The 17,999-nt window shown below is 34.7% G+C and carries 12 protein-coding genes; 1 reads left to right on the forward strand and 11 read right to left on the reverse strand.

The features are described from left to right. Positions 1-9: 9 nt before the first annotated feature. Positions 10-642, reverse strand: a complete 633-nt coding sequence (locus PQ462_RS10190) for a nitroreductase family protein (protein ID WP_274253372.1) — start codon at positions 640-642, stop codon at positions 10-12. 273 nt (positions 643-915) lie between these two features. Between PQ462_RS10190 and PQ462_RS10195 the strand changes: the two genes are divergently transcribed. Further along, positions 916-2,028, forward strand: a complete 1,113-nt coding sequence (locus PQ462_RS10195) for a taurine catabolism dioxygenase TauD (protein ID WP_274253373.1) — start codon at positions 916-918, stop codon at positions 2,026-2,028. A 112-nt stretch (positions 2,029-2,140) separates the two neighbouring features. Here PQ462_RS10195 and PQ462_RS10200 read toward each other — a convergent pair whose 3' ends face one another. The 10 genes from PQ462_RS10200 to PQ462_RS10245 are packed head-to-tail and all read right to left on the reverse strand — an operon-like array spanning position 2,141 to position 17,990. Further along, positions 2,141-3,445, reverse strand: a complete 1,305-nt coding sequence (locus PQ462_RS10200) for an ATP-binding protein (protein ID WP_274253374.1) — start codon at positions 3,443-3,445, stop codon at positions 2,141-2,143. Positions 3,446-3,449: 4 nt separating this feature from the next. Then, a complete protein-coding gene (locus PQ462_RS10205; protein WP_274253375.1) occupies positions 3,450-4,268 on the reverse strand; it encodes a peptidoglycan-binding protein in 819 nt (272 codons plus the stop codon). A 60-nt stretch (positions 4,269-4,328) separates the two neighbouring features. Continuing rightward, entirely contained in the window at positions 4,329-4,934 is a 606-nt protein-coding gene (locus PQ462_RS10210) for a hypothetical protein (RefSeq protein WP_274253376.1), read from the reverse strand. Between the two features lie 5 nt (positions 4,935-4,939). After that, on the reverse strand, positions 4,940-9,259 hold the full coding sequence (locus PQ462_RS10215; RefSeq protein ID WP_274253377.1) for an eCIS core domain-containing protein: 4,320 nt from the start codon (positions 9,257-9,259) through the stop codon (positions 4,940-4,942). Between the two features lie 37 nt (positions 9,260-9,296). Further along, positions 9,297-10,514, reverse strand: coding sequence for an eCIS core domain-containing protein (locus PQ462_RS10220; RefSeq protein ID WP_274253378.1), 1,218 nt, complete (start codon positions 10,512-10,514; stop codon positions 9,297-9,299). 41 nt (positions 10,515-10,555) lie between these two features. After that, positions 10,556-11,416 (reverse strand): DUF6734 family protein, encoded by an 861-nt coding sequence (locus PQ462_RS10225; RefSeq protein WP_274253379.1) that lies wholly within the window; start codon positions 11,414-11,416, stop codon positions 10,556-10,558. 20 nt (positions 11,417-11,436) lie between these two features. Then, the gene (locus PQ462_RS10230; protein WP_274253380.1) at positions 11,437-12,264 is read right to left on the reverse strand and encodes a DUF6734 family protein; all 828 of its coding nucleotides are present in this window, start codon (positions 12,262-12,264) and stop codon (positions 11,437-11,439) included. Beyond that, positions 12,261-12,839 carry a hypothetical protein gene (locus PQ462_RS10235; protein ID WP_274253381.1) on the reverse strand — a complete coding sequence of 193 codons (579 nt, stop codon included), beginning with the start codon at positions 12,837-12,839 and terminating at the stop codon, positions 12,261-12,263. Before PQ462_RS10235 ends, PQ462_RS10230 begins: the two co-directional genes overlap by 4 nt. An 11-nt stretch (positions 12,840-12,850) precedes the next feature. Continuing rightward, positions 12,851-14,572: a contractile injection system tape measure protein gene (locus tag PQ462_RS10240; RefSeq protein ID WP_274253382.1), complete on the reverse strand. Its 1,722-nt coding sequence runs from the start codon at positions 14,570-14,572 to the stop codon at positions 12,851-12,853. After that, positions 14,565-17,990, reverse strand: coding sequence for a hypothetical protein (locus PQ462_RS10245; RefSeq protein WP_274253383.1), 3,426 nt, complete (start codon positions 17,988-17,990; stop codon positions 14,565-14,567). The genes PQ462_RS10240 and PQ462_RS10245 overlap by 8 nt, the downstream gene beginning before the upstream one ends. Positions 17,991-17,999: the final 9 nt, after the last annotated feature.

Consider the following 17,999-nt stretch of genomic DNA (forward strand, 5'->3'; position numbering starts at 1 on the left):
GAATTGAGGTTATTTAAAATAAGTTACTTTGTTAGAAATCGGGGTTCTCTTTTTCTTGGATGGCTCAAGATCTTCTGGATAATAACCGACATAAATTAAACCGAGAGACTGCTCATTTTCGGCCAGATCAAATTGTTTTACGTAATCAACTGCACCTGCAGATGTACTCCAGTAACTCCCAATATCATGGGCAGTGCAGGAGAGGGCAATGTTTTGAACGGCACATGAAACGGCGGCAACTTCTTCCCATTCGGGCAGGTTAATTTTAGTATTGCGAACCATTACAACGCCAATAGCACAAGCTGAATTAAGCGGATATTCTTTTAGCAGATTGTACTTTTCCTCAGCTTCATCAGCAGAAAACTTTTCAAAATAAAAATCCCTGTAATAATCTGCCAGAAAAGATCCCAGCTGCTCTAAATAACGATCCTTAAAAACAATAAACCTCCATGGTTCGGTCATTTTATGGGTAGGCGCATAGGTCGCATTTATTAAAATTTCATTTAATAATTCATCGGGTATGTTCTGCTTTATAAACTCATCCGCATAAACACTTCGCCGTGTGCGGATGATTTTTGAAATATTTTGTCTATGTGTAAAATCCGATGCCTTGATTTTACTAGGTTTAGTGCTAATATTCATATTTTTTTAATAAATTTTTTAAGAAAATTCTTTTTTAAATTATAAAAATAAATACATTTGTAAGTAGATTTTATTTAGAATGAATAAAAACAGTAGGAACAAATGTAGAGATTAATCTTTATAAAAAAAATAAAACAGAAAAAAAATTATACGAAATTCTCTACATTGCCAAAATGTTATGGAATGATGTTTTATTTGTATATAGCTTGATTTTTAACGGTTTGTGTTTATTATTTGTCCCAATTTTTGTTAACTATTAAATAAACTAAAAAAATGAAATCACAATCATTAATTGAAGATGAGATACCAGTAAAAGAAAACTATGCTTATCAAATTCCTACAAGCCCGCTGATAGTGGAGGTTACGCCTCAGGAAAGAAACATTTTGTCTAATGTGGGCGCTTTGCTGGAAAAGGCATTTAAGAGCTATGAAAACCCAGATTATATAGAAGCGCTTCATCTGTATTCTTTTCAGCTTCTTCCAGAAAGAATAGCCAGAATTTTAAGCCGTTTTGGAACAGATTTTTCAGCTGACCAATATGGCGCTATTATTTTTAGAGGTCTTCTTGAAGTAGATCAGGATCATCTGGGACCGACTCCCGCGAATTGGCAGAGTGCTGATTACTCAAAACTCAATAAATACGGCTTTATTTGTTCCTTGCTGCATGGTGCAGTTCCTTCAAAACCGGTACAATATTATGCGCAGAGAAAGGGCGGGGGAATCCTTCATGCTGTTATTCCAGATGAAAATATGGCAGCTACACAAACAGGTTCGGGATCAAAAACAAATTTGTATGTTCATACAGAAGATGCTTTTCTTTTACATCAGGCTGATTTTTTAAGCTTTCTATATCTGCGAAATGAAGAAAGAGTTCCTTCTACACTTTACTCAGTAAGGTCGCATGGTAAGGTGAATAAGATAATGGAAAAGCTTTTTGATCCAATTTATCAATGTCCTAAAGATGCTAATTATCAGGAAGAAATTAATGATGGTCCGCTGGCTTCTGTTTTATATGGAAATAAAAAGCTGCCTTTTATTAGATTTGATGCTGCGGAGCAGATATTTAATGAAAAAGCCGGACAGACTCCAGAAGCTCTTTACAATTTAACAGAGTTTTGGAATGAGGCTAAAGAGCTGATTAATAGTAATTATATCCCAGATTCAGGTGATGTTATATTTGTGAATAATCATTTGTGTGCTCACGGAAGAAGTGCTTTTACAGCAGGGCAGAAAGAGGAGAATGGTAAGCTTGTACCATGTGAGAGACGACAAATGTTAAGAATGATGAGCAAAACCAGTTTAATTCATATAAGATCAATGACACATACCGATGATCCGTATTTTGTTATGGAAGAACATTTGGGAAAAGTTTTTGATCAGGCTTAACGGCTGAACTCAATTAATAAAAAAGAGATGTCAAACTATATTTGATATCTCTTTTTATATTAGTAAAAATGAATTTAAAGTTTTTGTATTCAGATTGTTATTATTTAATAATTTACATCATTTTTCCTTCTTTGGCATATTCTTTTTTAATTCCCTGAAGTAAATGATTAAGGTTGATGCTTTCATTTTTATCTTCTAAAGTTCTCAGGCAGGCATATTGAATAATATTGACAATATTAGCGCCGGTAATATCGTATTTTTTTGAAAGTTCATTAAGATTTACATCTTCAGCAATCTTAATTCCCTTAGGCAGATTATTTTGCCAAAGCTGTAAACGCTCGCCATAAGAAGGTACTTCAAACTCAATTATAGATTGAAATCTTCGGGTAAAAGCAGCATCAATATTGGTTTTGAAATTAGAGGCCAAGATTACTAATCCAGGATGATTTTCTATGCGCTGTAATAAATATGAAACTTCCTGATTGGCATATTTATCGTGAGCATCCCTGACATTGGTTCTTTTTCCAAAAATAGCATCGGCTTCATCAAAAAACAGAATCCAGTCTTTATCTGACGCTTTGTCAAAAAGAGAAGACAGATTTTTTTCGGTTTCGCCAATATATTTCGAAATTATCATCGACAAATCAATTCTGTAAACGTCTCTTTTTGTGTATTTTCCTAACAGAGAAACCGTAAGCGTTTTTCCTGTTCCCGGTGCGCCGTAAAACATAACTCTAAAACCGGGTTTTATTTTGCTTTTCATGTTCCAATCGTTAAATAGGATTTCGTTGAATTTAAGCCAGGTTTCGATTTCTTTAATTTGGTTTAAAGTGTTGGAATTGAGTACTAAATCGTTCCAGTCTAATTGAGTTTCTATTAATTGTGCTGGGAAAACACTGCTTAGCTGTGGTTTCAGAATTTTTCCGGTTATAAATTTTTCGATGTATTCGTCCTCTAAAATCAGCAGACCGCTAAGTTTAGGTTCACCATTGGGAACAGAATCTATTTTGATAATTCCTTTTTGATAAAGAAAAGACTGATTGTGTAAATAATTATAGAATAAAATTCGGTTATCGAGATCATTTCCGGCAATTAAAAACTGAGCTGTTTCTCCTGTTGGCAAAATACCGCGGTGATTTTTTGTTTTTATGCCGCCAAATTCGGGTAATTCACCACCGTTAGGTAAATATTCGGCAATAATCGAACTCAAAAAATCTGGCTTCACGTGAGGAACAAGAGCGAGTCCCAAAATTAGAATATCAATTTCGGTTAGATTATTTTCGATAATAAATTCGTCAATAAAACCATTTGAATCAATTTGATTTAAAACAGGTTTTTCCATTGGATTTTCGACCTGAAAAAGAGTATCAAGCTGAAATACGAATTGGTTTTTGATATAGGTAAATACATTTTCCATCTTTCTATACTAATGATTCGATTGAAAAAAAATCAAGTTTTGATTGTTTATAATTTCTGATTTTGTTCATGACAGCATTTCCATTATTAGAACCGCCGGCATTGGTGTTGCCTTCAATAGTTTCTATGGTATCAGCATGAACAGCAGTTACAATTCCGGTGTGAATCCAGTCGTTTGGTGTTTTTTGAAGAAGAAATATATCTCCTGGTTTTATCAAAGCCGAATTGGTTCTGGCAGTTTGATAACGGGTCAGTATCTTTTTCTGAAGACCAGTTGTGCCCACAGTATCACAGCTGTAAGTTAACGGCATTAGAATTTTAAAGTTTTTTCCCTGAATAGATACCGCCTGATCGATAATGGCCTGAACAAAACCCATACACCAAAACCATTCTGTTCCTTCATTTCCATCCATATAACTTCGAACCCATGGCCCCGTATTACTTTGGTTATTTATGACAAGTTCAAAAGGATGATTTTTAAGATGATTTTGTGCTGTATTTAGAATTAATTCCCTCAGATTGTTTCCGGATATTGGACTTTCAAAAGCTTTTTTGAGAGGCGACACGAGTTTATCAAACAGGTTTTGATCTACATTTCCGGTTTGAGGCAGACCATTGACTTTTTGAAAATTCAATACTGCTTTTTCTGTTGCCGGACCAAAATCGCCATCAATATCGGTTGCAGTTCCAGAGTTTGGATTCTGCATAGCAAATAAATTAAGCCAGGACTGAATTTTTTCAACGTCTTTCTTGTTATTATTTGCTCCTTTTCTTTGTTGTACCGCTTTAATAAGCAGTTCTTTTTGGTAGAATGTTTTTTGCATGATTAAAGTTTTTAGAAGTTACTGCATTACTTTTTCGTTCATGAAATCATATTTCTTTTTTTAATTGTCTTTATTAAAAATCATTTTAACTGAATTTTGAATTTCTTCAAACTTACCTATCAAAAAAAGTTCTTGCCATTTTGTTAAACCTTTGGTTTCTATTATTTTATCGAAGTATTCATCTATTGATAAATTTAAATTACTATAGCCATATCCGGATTTAAAATAATATAACTTATCTTTGATTTGATTATCAGTTTGTTTAAAAAATGCAATTTCTGTTTCATCAGAATTAAAATAATCAAAGGGTTTGGCCATCAGCATAAACTTGTTTTGTTCTTCATCATTACTTTCATTAAAGCGCCTCATCCAATACTCTTGATAGTTTTTTAGGTTTAAAAATTGGTCAATGTCAACAATATTGATTTCACCAAATAAATCTAAATCTCCATTTGCAGAATCCCATTGTATTTCTACACTTCCAATCTTATTGTAAAATGCCTTTATTGGGTCTGCGATGATTACATTATTTTCTTCTTCTAAAAATTTAATATAATGTTCAGGATAACCTGATTTTATTGAATACTTAGTAATATTTATATTCTTGTTTAAAATGAGTTCATTGATTAAACCAGAAATTGCTAAGAAATAATTTTTACTTTCCATAAATTCTAAATTTGAATTGTATATGTTGTTGTTCCTATAGTTATTGTTGTTCCATTTTTGCTTGTAAGTAAAGCAAAGTCTGAGATTGCGGCATCACTAGAATAACGCATTGAATTTGTTCCTTCTGTGGCTAAAGTTCCATAAACAGCATTGAGTGAGGATTGACTGTAAGGTAAATTACTTAAAAATCTTCTCGAATATGCTAGTTGTAGTCTTCTACCTATTCCTCTTCCAAATATTTCAGTAAATTCAGTTATAGAAGCACTACGTAAATTTAAAATTGCTGGTCCGGATGAGCTAGAGCCAGTTAGTGAAGGAGGTGGGTTTATTGGCCCTGACAGCCATCTGTCAACAGATCCGATAGGTGTTGTTTGTCCTGCTGGCGTAACGCTGCATTGCTGCCATTCAATAGTTATACTGCTTGGGAAATTTTGCATAGGTGCAGGATGATAATCAACTTTGGTTTCGTATTTCAATACTTTGTCAGCGTTTGCTGGATCTCTTAATTTGTTTAATGCTCTTTGTTCAATTTGTGCGACAGGAGTGTTAACAGAATTATCTGCTGGAACAAGATTATTTGGATCATTTCCTGGGCCATGTAATCTATCTGCAATAAGATGCATTCTATTCCAGCTGCGAATATCAATTAGTGAAGCTCTGTCTAATAAAGTTAACTGGTCCCAGCCTGGAGGGAAATTTGCTCCACGTCCAGGTGCTGATCCTACAGTATTACCAGGAAGAGTGGTTAAAGGATCAGCTTTAACAAGGGTTGGTCTTCCATTTGATGATGATGCTACTTGAAAATGGGTTGTAATTGCATTTTGGCCTGGTGCAAGTCCTAACGATTGTAAATCATCTTTAATCAATTTTAATTTATCCCTTAATTCACGCTCTTTAGCTTGTTTTGTTGCTGCTGGTGTTGGCGGTGTTGCATTTTCAAGTGCATAAAGCTGGCCAACAATAACATTTGCCGCGTTATAATTTTGTCTTGCATTTGAAATTTTAGTTAATTTTTCAGTTTTTTCAGGGCTGTCTGGAGTAGTTTGAGTTTCTGTCTGTTTAGTGTTTAAAAAATCTTCTAAACGCTGTCTTTGGCTGTATATGTTTATTACTCTCTGTCCATTTTGCTCTTCGATTTTGATAGTGTGGTTTTCTCCGTTAGAAAATGTAACAGGTGTGTTGAATCCTAACCAGCCAAAAATAGCATCTCTCGCACTTGCACCCATTGCCATAACCCTGTCTAACAATGCCATTCCAGTATCAACTGCTTTATTCACTAACCAAGTCAGTGCCTCATCAACCATTTGACGAACAGCAATAAGCATTTCGCCAATTCTTGCCCCAATACCAGTTAAACCAACCTGATTTGCCAAGAAACCTATTACGACAGGCATGGCTTGTCCCATGGTTCTTTCCAGATAATCTGCGGCTGTGGCGACATTGCCTCTTGCAAGATCGGCTACACCATTGACAAACGAGTTGACAACTTCCAGCATTTCACGCAGGTATTTGATAAAACTTTGTATCGCATTAAAAAACGCCATAGCACCGTTTATCACGGCCATAATTCCCGTTGGGTCTAACATGCTTAAAAGTCTGGCAGTAATTCTATTCACAATACGTTCCATGACAAAGTTTTTCACGGCATCGAGAACGGTATTCCATAAATTGCTAAGCTGTTCTTGTATTTTGTCCCAAATGGCAGCCATACCGCGTTCCTGTACATCTTTAATGAATGTCCAGATACCTTCGAGTGTATTAATCATACTGCGGATTCTGGCTACTCTTGCCGGGCCAATGCGCGGATGTGCGGCTAGTTTTTCCCAGATTTTTTCCATCGAGATATTCAGCACTTCCATAATCCAGGCAATAACACCTTTTAAAGAGAAATCAGTCAGCACCGGAATATTGGCATCTTTCAACTCGCTCATTAACCAGCCGGTTACACCATTTATTAAATGCGTAACAATATTGTCAAAGAACTGTACAAATCCTTGTTTAAGCGCTCGCAGTATATTTTTCAAGAAACCAATTGGATCTTTCTTAATGTCATCAATTGCTTCTAAGGCTCTAGTAATGATGTTTCCTATAAGATCGAATGGGAAATTCATGATTTCGAGAATGGCCATAATTACGATTCGAACAATTTCTGCCACAAAAGCAATTAGTCGGCCTATAGGTTCTCCAAATTTCTCAATGATTCTCATGAACGCATCTATCGGATGAATGAGGTCATCAATAGTCATAGAATCCCAAATATCAGTAAAGAGCTGTATGATAGATTGCGGCGTCATGTTGAGTGTCGCTACTGCGGCTTCAATTTCGCCTGTAATTCTGGCTATTGCGCCAGATTCAACCATTTGTGCATATTGTTCTTCACCGCCATCCATAAGGCTCATAAAGCCTTTTATCATATTGGGTACAGTGCGGGGTACGACTTCTTGTGTAAAAGGATCTTTTCCGATGATTACTTTAACAAGCGAATAACCTCTTACCGTTTTGGCCTGATCAGAAAGCCATCCTAATAGTGAATCCTTAACAAGTTCTAAAACTTTTAATGCTACGCCCGAAGCAAAATCCCAAACTCTTTGTAAAAATCCTCCAGCCTGAACAGCAAGTGCCGAAAGGTTATCGCTGATATTGGCAAGATTCGAAGGCTGAATAGCATTCCAGGCTGTAGTTATGAGTCCGCGGAGTTCACCTAATAGTGAATTGAAAGTTCCAACTTGCGTATCAAGCCAGTCGGCCGTTTTTTGCAGCGTGCCTTTTTCGCGCATTTGCTCAAGCTCAGTCTGCTTGTCTATCAGCAATAAGAAATCTTCTAATATTTCTACAGTTGTGGCAGTAACTTCTTTGTCACGCAGGGGATCGTATTTGATTATTTTTTTGAGAAGTGAATAGGCTTTGTTTTCGGCCAATAATGGTTCTGCAACTTCAATCAATGCTTCTTTTATCCAGGTTATGATTTGATCAACAAGTGAAGATGCGAAAGTAGTTACCCGATTTACCAAGTCATTAAATTTGGTTCTAACAACATCTATAAAAGTTGAAACTGAAGATTCGTCCCAAGCATCCTTAACCAGTTGGAGTAACGCATCCATACTTAGCCCTAGTTCACTCAAACGACTGTTGACCCAGTCAAAAACACGATCAATAATACCATATTCCTGTAATTTATCAAATATGGCTGTTCCAAAAGGAATCAATCCCATAAATCCTTCAATAAGATTGACGGCATTTCTTTCGACATTTACGTCATTCAAAGGATCATAACCCGCTACAACTGTAAGCAGTGTATAACCGGGAACATGTCTAACGTTGTCTTTTATAAAATCAGGAATCGCAAAGGACAATAATGATCCCTGAATCATTTCGGGAGCAGGGGAGACTGGTTCCGGTTTTTTTCTAATTGCAGCTCCCTGCTGTACAGTATGTGTTAATTCATGGGCGAGTAAATGCTTGCCGTCTTTTGAATTTGGATTGTATTTTCCTTCGTTAAAATAAATATTGTTTCCTGTTGCAAAAGCCTGCGCACCTAATTGTTTGTTCATTTGAACAGCATTAGAATCATTGTGAATACGGACATTGCTGAAATCAGCTCCGATGCCTGATTCCATTTCGGTTTTTACTTTTCCGGATAGAGGAGAGCCTCCGCCTTTACTGCTGTTTAATTTGGATTCTAAATTAGAATTATCACTAGGGCTTGCATCCCCGGAAGGACTTTTTTGCAGCTGCTTTTCATCGTCTTTGGCTTGTTTTTCTTCTTCTTTTTTCTTTTGTAGATTTTCTTCTTCTCCTTTATTTTGAATTAAAGGTTTGGGTGAAATTATGTTTTTTGAGGCAGTTTCTGTTTTTTTGACTTCTGTCTTATTCTGAATTTTTTCCTCTTTTTTCTGAATTTTTTCTTCCAGCTTATGCTGAATTAACGTTTTTGAGGCAGAAAAAACCGGATTGGTTTCTCGTTTTTCTGTTGTTCTGGAATCGAGTTTGTTTTGTATTAAATCCTCTTTTAACTGTACAACGGGTGTTATGGTTTGGGCTGCGGTTTTTTGCTGTACGTCTTTATTTTGCTCTTCTTGTTTTTGAACATCGCGCGCTAATTTCTTTTGCATTACGGGCGACGGCGAAAAGAAAGATTCAGTTTTTGCCGTTTGTTTATTGGCAGCTACCTGGTCAGCAACTCTATCGGCTTCAATTTCAAATTTATCGTTAGATTTTCCTATATTCAATTTTGCCTGAATGCCAAAAAAAGATTCCTTCCCCTTGTCATGGTGTGACGAGGAGTGCGAAGGATTCGTATTCGTTTTTTTGGTTAAAACTGGCATATTTGATTATTATATTTTATAGAAAATCATTTCGTTATCAGGTTGCATCAATGTCAACTCTTCCTGCTAAACTGCAATGTGTTGGATCGCCATTATATCCGCTTAAGACAATTTCTACATAATAAGTGCCATCAGTTAAATTAGAAACCGAAGTACTTCCTCCGGATAATGAAATTGAGGCGCTATGTTCTTTGCTGTCTATCAAAAATCTTTTTCTATATATATTTACTTCTATTGTGCTGGCAATATCCCTGCATCTTGGCGGACCATCCCAAGCTAAATTTGATGTTACTGTAACCGTTCCGCCATTACTAACAGTAAAATTATTAGACTCTCTTACCTGAGTTGTCCATCGGCTTATGTTCCAGGGCATTGTAGATAATTGAAGCATGTCCTTTTTTTGAACATTATTTTGGGCTTTACTTCCTGTTTGCTGTATTGTATGTGTAAGTTCATGCGCAAGCAAATGTTTACCTTCTTTAGACTCCGGGTTGTATTTTCCTTTATTGAAATAAACATCGCTGCCGTGTGTAAAAGCCTGTGCGCCCAGCTGTTCGCTCATTTGTACAGCTTTGCTGTCTGTGTGGATGTTTACATCGCTGAAATCGGCACCAAAACCAGATTCCATTTCCTGCTTTGTGTTTTTGTCCATAGCACTGCCGCCGCCTTTTGAGCTGTTGAGAGTATTTTCGACTCCTTCATTTACTGATTTTGATTCCTTAAACTTTGCCTGAACTGGTTTTTCGTCTTTTTTTTCTTCTTTCTTCTGAACCTTTTTGTCTTCGTTTTCGCAATCGGCACATTTTTTCTGCACTTTCTTGTCTTCTTCTTTTTCTCCCTTTTTCTGTACTTTTTTATCTTCTTCCTTATCGGATTTCTTTTGTACCTTTTTGTCTTCCTCTTTTTCTCCTTTTTTCTGTACCTTTTTATCTTCTTCCTTATCCGATTTCTTTTGCACTTTTTTATCTTCTTCTTTTTCTTTGCCCTTTTTTTGCAGAGGCTTTTCTTGTGCTAAATCTTGTTTTTGAACCGTTGAAATGGTTTCTGAAATAGGTTTTTGCTGTACAGCGTTTTCACTTTTAGATTGCAGTAAACCTCCTGTATTACGTTTGTTAACTACTTTGTCTGCAACATTATCTGCTTCAGTTTCGTATTTGTCTCCAACAGTGCCTGTGGTCAGCTTTTTTTGAACTTTTGGTCCAAAAAAAGTAGAAGGAGAGTGATTAACTGCTTTTTTTTGTTCAAATTCTCTCATGATTAGTCATTTTTACCATTTTGGATTACTAATTTGTTTCACTAAACAAACTGTGCATTACTCGCCACAATACCTTCTTTCTCTAATGCATTTTTTATTTGCCTGTACCAATACGGAAATATTTTAAAGAGCCGAAGTTCAATCTCGTCAACAACATATTTGTCATATTTTTTCATTCCAAAAAAATGAGAATACCCAATAGTATCTGCATATTTTCCCTGCTCTCTTATATTTTCTCCTTTCAATAGGATTGTAGGATTATTGTTTTTATAATTCAAGAGTGAGGCAAGAGTATATTGTTCTATTAAAATGCAGGTTTCATAACCTTCTTGTTTCAATACAGAAAAGCTTTGCCGGTTTTCTAAGTAAATTTTCTCCAAATCATAATAGCTTTTTATAAATTCATCGCGGAGCCTGAGATCATTAAAACCAAATATGCCGCAGTTATAGGAATAGCCTAAATTGGTATTCCAATAAGGTAATTTATTGGTGTATCTGGTAAATAATTCTACCTGTTTCCTGTAATGCATTTCATAAGTATCTTCCCTGCGTTCTACTATTACATCATCAAAACTAAAATCTATTTTTTTCCTGATAAATATGTCCGTGTCTATATGAACAAATGGTTTTGTCTGCAGTTCCATAGCATTAATTTTAGACTTCATCCAAAGCTCAATTTTATTCTCATTTTGAACTTTGGTAACAGCACAAGGAAGCATATACAGGAATTTAAAACCTATTTCATCTACATAAAGTTCAATTTCATCATACCACAAATGGCTGTATAAAATACTTAGAGCCGTCATGTAGATTGTTTCCTTTAGTTTGTCTCCCATATTCCATCTGTTATTCATTATAGGAAGCACATCAAGGCTGTAAATCATCTTGTGTCGTTGTTTCATATATAGCTTTTTATAGTTTTTTAAGCGATGCCTTCTTTTTCTAAAGCACTTTTTACTTCTTTGTACCAATACGGAAACAGTTTAAAAAGCCTGTTTTCTATTTCCTGAACAATGTCTATCCGGTATTTTTTTTGACCGGCAATGTGTGTGTAGCCAATTCTGTCTGCAAGCTGGCTGTTTTCGAATAAGTTTTTTTTCCAGAGCAGTAATGTTGGTTTAATATTTTTATGATGTAACAATGCGGCCAGATTATATTGCTCTAAAACAATACAGGGTTCTATTCTTGTTATTCCCGGATTATTATTTTTAATAAAAATTTCCTCTAAAGCATAGTAGGCTTTTAAAAACTCGTCCCGAAGTTCTAAGTCTCTAAAACCTAATACGCCGCAATTAAATGCATATCCCAGATCTGGTTTCCAATAATCTAAATCCTGAGTGTATTGATTAAAAAAATCCAGACGATATTGATACATACTGTACAGTTCGTAATCATTTTGTTCAACAATCACTTTATCAAAATCAAAGTTTATTTTCTTTTTTATAAAGGCATCATTATCAAGGTGAATAAAAGGTTTTGTTTGTTTTTCCATAACATCAATCTTCGATTTCATCCAAATTACAGAGTCTTCGTTGCTGCTGATTTTAGTCACCCTGCACGGAAGCATATACAAAAACTTATATGCAGTCTCGTCAGCATAAAGTTCAATATCCTTATACCATAAGTGGCTGTATAATATGCTTAGAGCTGTAGAATAAATCGTTTCTTTAAATTTATTGCCTTCGTTCCATCTATTATTGCTGATAGGAAATGCATCTAAGCTGTAAATTATTCTAGGCTCTTCCTTCATAAAATATTTTTTTTAATTGTATGAATTAAGTTTTTCTCTTCCAGAAAAGTCACATTGTTGTACAAAGAAGCTTTTCGGCTGTGTTTGTACAGTCGTCTCCATTGATAATCGACACCCTTAACTTCTGAGGTGTTGAGATGTATTTCGGTATTATGGTTTTTTTTACTTTCTTCAAACGAGGTATGCCAGACCATTTTACCCAGTAAAGGTGATTGTATATAGGTTGAATTGGAAAAATCCCTTGGAAAACTGTCTATATTAATTGAATTTTCTCCAACTCTGAAAATATGCACTAACGCTTCGCCATTTTTTGTTTTATAGTATTTGGAGAGATATTTTTTTGTTTCCAATTTGCTGATCATGGGCTGTAAATCCAGTTCGTTTTCAAAAATCAGATCTATATCATTAATGGTAATGTCATAATATTCGCGAAGATTGAGATAGTCTGCAACACCTCCGCAAAAGACTACTTTTGACATGTTTACATTATTGAATAAAAATTCTAACGCCATTTGCTGAAAGCTGCGAATGTTTTTTTTATCGTATTCTAAAAAAGAGGTGTTTTCAATATTCATGTTTTCAATTTTTACCAGTTAACATATATGATTCGTTTTTTCCAAGCCAATTTTATGATGCTCAAATTCCAGCTTAATTTGTCTAATAAAACATCTTGTGTTTTTCGCTCCATAGTTATTACAGGGCTTTCGTCTCCATTACTGTTCAGTTTTCCGGGACGCTGTAAAAATTCGTTTTGAAGCAATTCTGCCGATGATGTTTTCATTACATCCCAATTGCTCAAAACGGCTTCCAGCATTGCAGCAGCTTCTTTTTTCATTTCTTCAGAGAGTACAATGTTTCTTTCAATAGACTCGTTTATTGTAATATTGCATAAAAACTTTTCGAAGACCATAGCGTTTTCATAATCCTGTTCTTTTCCTGTGGCTGTATAGTGCAATAGGTGTGCGGCAGTTTCAGGATTATTGATAGTATTGTCTTTATTGAGCAGTTTACAATTTTCAAAAAGAGATTTCAAAAAGGGATGAATTAATACTAAACCCGCATTGTCGACATATAATTCGCTAATAGCTTTGTCTGCTATTTGTTCGTTTCTGCCTTTTTCTTTTTCAAAAGAAGATTCTTTTTTATCGATTACTTCTTCGTGGTTATTTGGTGTTTTTTCTTTTGATTGATTTGATAAGGGTTCGATATCTTTATTGCCATTGTTAACGGGCGTATCTTTATCTTTCAATACAATCAAATCAGGATCAGACGTTGTTTTTTCCTCAATTTTCCCTTTTTCTATTTCTGCCTTATTTTCTATTTCTTTCTCAGGTTTTATTGATGTTTGGTTTTTTGTGGAAGTTTGTATTCCTGTTTCTTTTTCTTTTAAAATGACTTTGTCTAGTTTTTTTTCGATAATCAAAACAACAGCATCAAGATCAGCCAGTAATTCCAATTCGTTTTGGTTTTCTGTCTGATTTTCAATTTCTTTTAGAAAAAGCGCTTTGTATTCTAAAAAGCTGTCTTTTTTATGAAATTCAAATACACTTTGAATTAATCTGGAAAGCTTTTGTTTTACAGTTGTATGGTTTGTTTCCAAAAGATTTAAAACAACTATTTCCCACATTAAAAATCTTTGATTCGGAATCAATTGATTTTTTGAAATACTTGTTTCAATCTGTTTTTTTATCGCTTCAATCCTGATTATTTTGGCACTATTCCCGGCACTATTTTTTTTAAGTACAATTCCTTTTTTAATAATGGTTACAATTTGGCTGTCACTAAATTGTTTGATGAACCTTGTTCTTGCAATTGGTTTCTGCATTGCATTTGCCCATTTAAAAGAGAAATTTTTATTATTCAGGATTTCGTTAAATGTTTTATTATCAATTATTTTAAAATCATTATTTAAAGTTATCCACCAAGGATTTGTACCTGTTTCCAGAAAATGAAAAAAGCCTTCTATTTCTTTTTCCTGCGGGTTGATGCGTTTATAGCCTTCAATATTTTTTTCTTCTTTTTCAAAAACTTCTTCGACTTGTCTGCTGATTTTTTTAAGAATCTGTTCTTTGAAATCTTTAAAATCCAAATTTTGATTTATGGCAATATCAAGGTTGAGTTTGTCTAATTGTATGCTGTGTGAAGGATTTTTTAAATCCAGTTCATTAAAGTAATTTTCTAAAATCGAGAATATTTCCTTTTGTAAAAACACATCAATATTGTCCTTGAGATAATATCCTTTTTCTTTAGAATTGGTATTTATCTCAAGGAAAACTTTATTGATAATATGTTTATTTGAACTAAGCACCAGCGGTAAGGTTTTCTATTTGTATGTTTAAGTTTGACAGGATAAAATCAATTTTTGCAAATACTTTTGTCATGCCGGACAAGAACTTTTTCAATGATCCGTCTGTATCTGTGTTGAATTTTATTTCTAGAAAACTTTTAAATAAATTGGTAAATAGAGATGATGTTCGCGTAATTTGTTCTTCAAATGCTTTAAGCGTTTTTGCATCCTGACATCTCAAAATAGTATAAAACAAGGAAGTATTCAGCGATATAAGTTTTTGTACCGCAGTAATCTGCTCAGCGTTCTGCGCTCTTACAGCAGAGGCAGTAACTGTCGATATAAAGTTGAAATATTCCTGTGTAAATAATTCAGGTAATTTATCATTTAAGGTACCGCTGATGTAGCTTTCAAGGTCATTTTGAACTTGTATAAATCTGTTTTCGGTTTCAGTAATGAAGCTGTTAGTTTGTCTGCTGAACTTATTTAAAGCAGAAATTTCTTTTAAATTAGAAATGGTTTCAATTGAACTTTTAACAAATTGTCCTGCACTTTCAAGACATGCATTTACTTCAACTGGTTTTTTAATCTCAATTAGTCTTGGACCATCGTTTACGGAGCCGCATTTGCCTTCCGCAGTTAGTAAAACAGAAATGGAAGATTCATTAAATAAAGCAATTGGTCTTGTGATTGGATCTTTTTTATCTGTTTTTATTATTTCCTTATTGATATCCCAAGTATAAGTTGCTGCATTTATCGAGTTGTTGATTAAGGTTAGAATTCCTGCCGCATCTATATTGAAAGTAAAACTTGCAGTAGGAAGGTCTAAAAGTGTAATTATAAGATTAGATGGTTTGCCGTCTATAAGAATGTTTACGCTTGCAGCACCCGGAGGTACATCGGCTGGATTAAACCGAACTATTCCTCCTTTTGTTATTGTAACACCATCGCCGGAAATAACAGCCCCTTTTATATTTGGTTCAAGAGTAAGTACAACCGGTTTTTCGTTTCTGCAAAAAGATATTCTGTTTGTTAATTTACCATCTATAAGTACTTTTGGATCTTCAATTTCAAAACTCACAGGATGAGTAACCTGAAAACCGCAGTTACCATTATCGGCATTCAGCGTAACATCAAATGTGAATTTCTTTTGCGATTCACCATTGTATTTGTAAATGTGTTTTATTTCGGTCTTGTCGTCAGTAACAGGATCGGTTTTGTCTCCAAAATTCCAGGTAAATTTATTACCTGCAAGATTGTCTCCTGTTACGGTAAAAGTAACTTCGGTTTCGCTGATTCCAGAAGGTTTTAAAGGAACTGCGATAAAATCGAATTTTGGTTTTTCGAAAATGGTTATCTTACAGTCAGTATCAAAATTGTTAACGGTAAAGGTTATCGTTTGACCAATTAACTCTTTGCTGACTAAATTTGGATCAAAAACAAGTACTCCCAATTCATTTACAGCTATTCCTCCGTTTTGATCTGGTCTGACATTAGCTTTTACAAATCCTCCAGCTGGAGATACTTTAAACGGCAGAGGAGGTGTTTTGCTGTCAAAACAAATTTTATCTACAGGTAAAGTAAGTCCAATATTGTTTTCATCACAGCATAGATACGGCAGTGAAAAATCGGCAACAATTGGATTTAAAATCGGGATGCCTTCAGCAAATTTTTCAAAGTCTCCCGTTAAAGAAGGTCTTCGGGTGTTATAATAGTAATAATACGGTACTTTTTCTTCCAGATAAATCATAATGAAAGTGCCGCCGGGAACTACGCCTGCTTTATGCTCGTAACCGTGGTTTTTGTTGAGGTAATACTGGGTGAAATTTTGAATGGTTTTATCCAGTTCATTAGCATTTACAGCCAGAATCATTATGTTGAATCCGAGACCGTTATCTAATCTAATCTGCTGAATCGCTTTTAGTGCTTCTTTGTAGTTGCGTCCCTGATGACCTTCAATTCTATAAAAGTCACTGTCAAGATGTATTTCGAGCGGTTTTTTAGTATTTAATAAATCATCGTGGTAACTAACATTGTTTCTTTGTAATCCTAAAATGGTTTTATCAAAATCCCAAGCTTTAATAAGCGAGTCGTTTACATTGTTGTAAAACGGAATGGCTTTTTTGCCCAATTTGCCCATTTGCAGAGAAGGTGTAATTTTTATAAAATCATATACTGGATTGTAGTTTTCTAATAATTCAGCAGTTCGCAAAATAAGACTGTACATTCTTTGTCTGGCTGTGTTTTCACCATAACATATTTGTATTTCATCTTTTACGTCTTTTTCTTCTGAATTTTTATCATCTGCAAAACAGTCATTACAAGTGCTACCGTTTCCTTCTGTAAGCAGCGATGATTTGTAAAAATCATGACGAAATTCAAAACAAGGTTCTGTTTTTATTAATTCGCCCAGGATTAAATGTTTTGGAAAAGCATTAATATCAGGTGAACAATAACTATCGTTTATGTTGAGTAAAAGTGCTTTGGTTTCGTTGTAAGTATCAACCAGATCGTTAAGCAGATCATATCGATATTGAAAATCGGGCGGAAGCACGGGGCCTCCTTCAAAATTAAACAGCTCAGATATCTTTTTTTGAACAGCATCCAGAACCAGAGGCATATTTAAACCTGTTAACAGCTTATTGTAACCATCCTGCAAGTTCTTTACAACATTGTTTTTGAAAATTCCTTTGGTAAAATTTTGTTTTATTGCTTCAAGATGAGCAAAATCTTCTTTTTTTAGTACAATTCTGTTTGATTTTATGTCTGGTAATGTATGATACAAATTGACATAATTGGTTTTGCCAATCATGCTGTCATGACTCATTATTTGTGCGGCAACGGCTTTACTGACAATTAAAACTTTATAATTGCCCACAATTTCCAATCCTTGGTTGTCACAAGAAAGACTCACGCAAAGGTCAGATTCTTTTTCATACGACTCCAGATACAAAAGAACTACGGCTTCTTTAAACTCAAATTTTGTATTTGTGTTAAATTCTGCTAAAGCAAAATAAGGGTCTTTTTCTTTTTTTTGCTGTTCTTCTGTCAATAGCTCAAAAAGAGGCAGTTGTTTGTTTGATCCATCACAAAAAAAGGGTTTATAAGCCGCTTTTGTATTATCATAGATTTTGCAGTGCGTATAGGTTTTGGAATCAAAATCGATTTTTTTGTTTCCTAATACATCTGCCTGATATAATTTAAAAAGATCACCATCAGTAGTTATACCAGTTCCCTGCGTTATTGTAATTGTTTTTTGAGACTCATTATAAGCGGGATAAAGTCCGCAAACTATACCAACGCCGCTCAGGTAAATGCGGGACAGGCGGTCCTGGTCGTCAAAAAAATCTACAACCTCATTAAGGTTTCCTTCTGTAAGTACCTGATTTTTTGTAAATCTACGGTATTGTGTTGTTATTGTTGAAAGTTTTGCTGACATGGCAATAGT

It is taken from the genome of Flavobacterium sp. KACC 22758 (assembly GCF_028736135.1).
Taxonomy (GTDB): Bacteria; Bacteroidota; Bacteroidia; order Flavobacteriales; family Flavobacteriaceae; genus Flavobacterium; species Flavobacterium johnsoniae.

Excerpts from the sequence above, each read along its gene's own strand:
- PQ462_RS10190 (WP_274253372.1), bottom strand. The coding sequence starts at position 642 with ATGAATATTAGCACTAAACCTAGTAAAATCAAGGCATCGGATTTTACA.
- PQ462_RS10195 (WP_274253373.1), top strand. The coding sequence starts at position 916 with ATGAAATCACAATCATTAATTGAAGATGAGATACCAGTAAAAGAAAAC.
- PQ462_RS10200 (WP_274253374.1), bottom strand. The coding sequence starts at position 3,445 with ATGGAAAATGTATTTACCTATATCAAAAACCAATTCGTATTTCAGCTT.
- PQ462_RS10205 (WP_274253375.1), bottom strand. The coding sequence starts at position 4,268 with ATGCAAAAAACATTCTACCAAAAAGAACTGCTTATTAAAGCGGTACAA.
- PQ462_RS10210 (WP_274253376.1), bottom strand. The coding sequence starts at position 4,934 with ATGGAAAGTAAAAATTATTTCTTAGCAATTTCTGGTTTAATCAATGAA.
- PQ462_RS10215 (WP_274253377.1), bottom strand. The coding sequence starts at position 9,259 with ATGCCAGTTTTAACCAAAAAAACGAATACGAATCCTTCGCACTCCTCG.
- PQ462_RS10220 (WP_274253378.1), bottom strand. The coding sequence starts at position 10,514 with ATGAGAGAATTTGAACAAAAAAAAGCAGTTAATCACTCTCCTTCTACT.
- PQ462_RS10225 (WP_274253379.1), bottom strand. The coding sequence starts at position 11,416 with ATGAAACAACGACACAAGATGATTTACAGCCTTGATGTGCTTCCTATA.
- PQ462_RS10230 (WP_274253380.1), bottom strand. The coding sequence starts at position 12,264 with ATGAAGGAAGAGCCTAGAATAATTTACAGCTTAGATGCATTTCCTATC.
- PQ462_RS10235 (WP_274253381.1), bottom strand. The coding sequence starts at position 12,839 with ATGAATATTGAAAACACCTCTTTTTTAGAATACGATAAAAAAAACATT.
- PQ462_RS10245 (WP_274253383.1), bottom strand. The coding sequence starts at position 17,990 with ATGTCAGCAAAACTTTCAACAATAACAACACAATACCGTAGATTTACA.